The sequence below is a fragment of the Actinomadura latina NBRC 106108 genome (genome assembly GCF_001552195.1).
Classification (GTDB): Bacteria; Actinomycetota; Actinomycetes; order Streptosporangiales; family Streptosporangiaceae; genus Spirillospora; species Spirillospora latina.
In genome coordinates this window covers 1-2,278 of the sequence record NZ_BCQS01000060.1, presented here as the reverse complement: position 1 = coordinate 2,278, position 2,278 = coordinate 1, and the positions used below count along the sequence as shown (strand labels likewise).

The window sequence follows — 2,278 nt, the reverse complement described above, 5'->3', positions numbered from 1 at the left end:
ATGGGCCTGCTCGATGAGTTCCACGAAGTCGCCGAGTTCCCCGAAGTCGGGCAGGATGCTGGTGTAGTTCGCGATGTCGTAGCCGCCGTCTTTGAGCGGTGAATGGTAGATGGGCAGCAGCCACAGGCAGTCGATGCCCAGCCATTGCAGATGGTCGAGTCTGGAGATCAGTCCGCGCAGGTCGCCGTAGCCGTCGTTGTTGGAGTCGGCGAACCCCCGCACCGACACCTCGTAGAACACCGCCGTCTTGAACCAGTGGGGGGTGTTCGGCGTCTCCTCGTCGAACGGGTCGGGGACCGCACCGGCGGACGGCGCACCGGCCCTCGCCTCGTTCACGCCCCTGGGAGCGTCCCCGGCCGCGTCCCTGTTCGTCTCCCGGGCGGGCCCGATGTCCGCCTCCGGCTGGGTGACCTGGTCGGACGTGCTGCGGGCGGTGTTCTTCGGCTGGCCGTGCATGGGTCACCCCGGGTGTGTTGGAGACATCTAGATCAGCAATTCCCGCCACCGGCGCCGGAGACGTTCACGACAGGCAACCATCCGTAAAAACTTCTGTACGCTCTGTGACCGCTTCGGCGGCGGCCGGTTCCCGCGGGCCGATGGTCAGCACCCGTCAGCGGCCGGGGCACGGGGCGGGAAAGTCGCGCAAAAACTCGGCTGTGCACGGCTCGTTCGCTGGCGTCGCGGCTCCGGAAGACTTGCCGCGCGACGGTTGTGTCATGTCCGTGTTTTTAGGTTCGTCGCTTTTTCTGCCGCAGGCCTCGGGTAGGTCATTTCCAAGCTCAGAACCCGCCTGACCGGCGGGTTCTGATCCGTTCGGACGGAAAGCGTCCGTCCAAGCGATCGGAGGGACAGTGGAGCGCTGGGAGAAGTCGCCATCGGTCGTACCGACACGCGATGAGCTCGTGGCGCGGCTGCGCGTTCGCTTCGCCGACATTCCGGCTGAGAACGTGCGCCGCTGCGTCGACGACCTGTGGTGCTGCTGCACCCATCTCGGGGTGCGGCCCGAGGAACGGACCATCGAGCGCCTCGCGGCGTCCCGGCTGACGGGCGTGGTGCGCGGCGGCCGGCCGCCCTATCCGGACGGCCCGACGGTGTCCAGACCGCCCGGCTCCACCCTGACCGCCCCGCCCCGGCCCGCTCGCGCGGCCGCCAGAACCCCGATCGGGATGTGACGTATGAAGGACACGACCATGCCGGGCCTGAGCATCGAGACCCGGCGAGGGTTCATCGTGCTGAGCCTGCCCGCGCAGATCAGCTGGCAGAACTACGCGGGCATCCGCGAGGGCGTGAGCAGGGCCCTGTCCATGGCGGCAGGGTCCATGGCGGCAGGGTCCATGGCGGCAGGGTCCATGGCGGCAGGGTCCATGGCGGGGTCTCCGGTCGTCGGCGGCGCGCCGCGGGGGCGGCGGCGCACGTGCGTCGTCGTCGACTTCGGTGACGCCGTGCTGCTGGACGCGGCGGGGCTCGTCCTGCTGGCCCGCGCCGAGACGCGGGCGCAGCTTCTCGGCTGCCCGCTGCGGGCCGTGGTGCCCGCGCTGTCCGCGCATGTGCGGCGGGCGCTGCACCTGACCGGGCTGGCGCAGCTCGTCCCGGTGTTCCCGGACGTCGCGGCGGCGACGGGCACGCCCGTCCCGGCGGGGACGGCGGGCGACGTCGACACCACGCACGTGCTCGACGCCATCCGCGCCCTGCACCCGGGCGACGCCGGGCTGACCCCGACGCCGCCCGCTCCGTCCGAACTGATGATCACCACGCATGAGGCGGGGGACGGAGACCACACGGTCGTCCACCTGTCCGGGGTGCTGGACGATGTCACGGTGCCGCGGCTCGGGGAGACGCTGACCACGCTGGTCGAGGGGAACCTGCGGCACCTGATGGTGCGGATGCACGAGCGGCTCGGGATCCGCTGCGACCCGCTGCCGATCCTGCTCGGCATCCGCTGGCGCGTCGCCGCCGAGGGCGGCTGCCTGGCGCTGCCCGCGCTGCCGGCCCGGCTCCGGGAGATCATCGACCGGGAGGGCCTGGGCTCGGTGTTCACCGGCTGCCGGTCCATCGAGGACCGCCTGCTCGCAGGTGCCGAATCGGCCTGACGGCTCAGCTGCCGCTCGTCCGGCGCCGGTTCCGGACGGGCCGCGGCGAACCCCGGCGCGACCTCGCAGTCGTCCCGTCCGCCCCGGCCATGGTCCCGTCGGACCGGCGGCTCCCACTGGCCCGCACATGTCCGTCGTTCCGCTGGAACGTGAGGATGTGTGCGGGCTTCGTGTGCGGATCGAGGCGC

General features: G+C 71.3%; 3 protein-coding genes. 2 read left to right on the top strand and 1 reads right to left on the bottom strand.

All coding sequences use genetic code 11. From position 1 onward, the window contains the following. On the bottom strand, window positions 1-456 hold a 456-nt coding region (locus tag AL2_RS35770), incomplete at its 3' end, for an alpha-amylase family glycosyl hydrolase (protein WP_245667137.1). A gap of 395 nt (window positions 457-851) precedes the next feature. Between AL2_RS35770 and AL2_RS35765 the strand changes: the two genes are divergently transcribed. After that, complete coding sequence (locus AL2_RS35765) at window positions 852-1,172, top strand: hypothetical protein (protein ID WP_157438585.1); 321 nt, start codon at window positions 852-854, stop codon at window positions 1,170-1,172. 3 nt (window positions 1,173-1,175) lie between these two features. Next, entirely contained in the window at window positions 1,176-2,090 is a 915-nt protein-coding gene (locus AL2_RS35760; protein ID WP_157438584.1) for an STAS domain-containing protein, read from the top strand. Window positions 2,091-2,278 lie beyond the last annotated feature (188 nt).

Bases quoted from the DNA above. Each gene is read 5' to 3' on its own strand.
- AL2_RS35760 (WP_157438584.1), top strand. From the start codon at position 1,176: ATGAAGGACACGACCATGCCGGGCCTGAGCATCGAGACCCGGCGAGGG.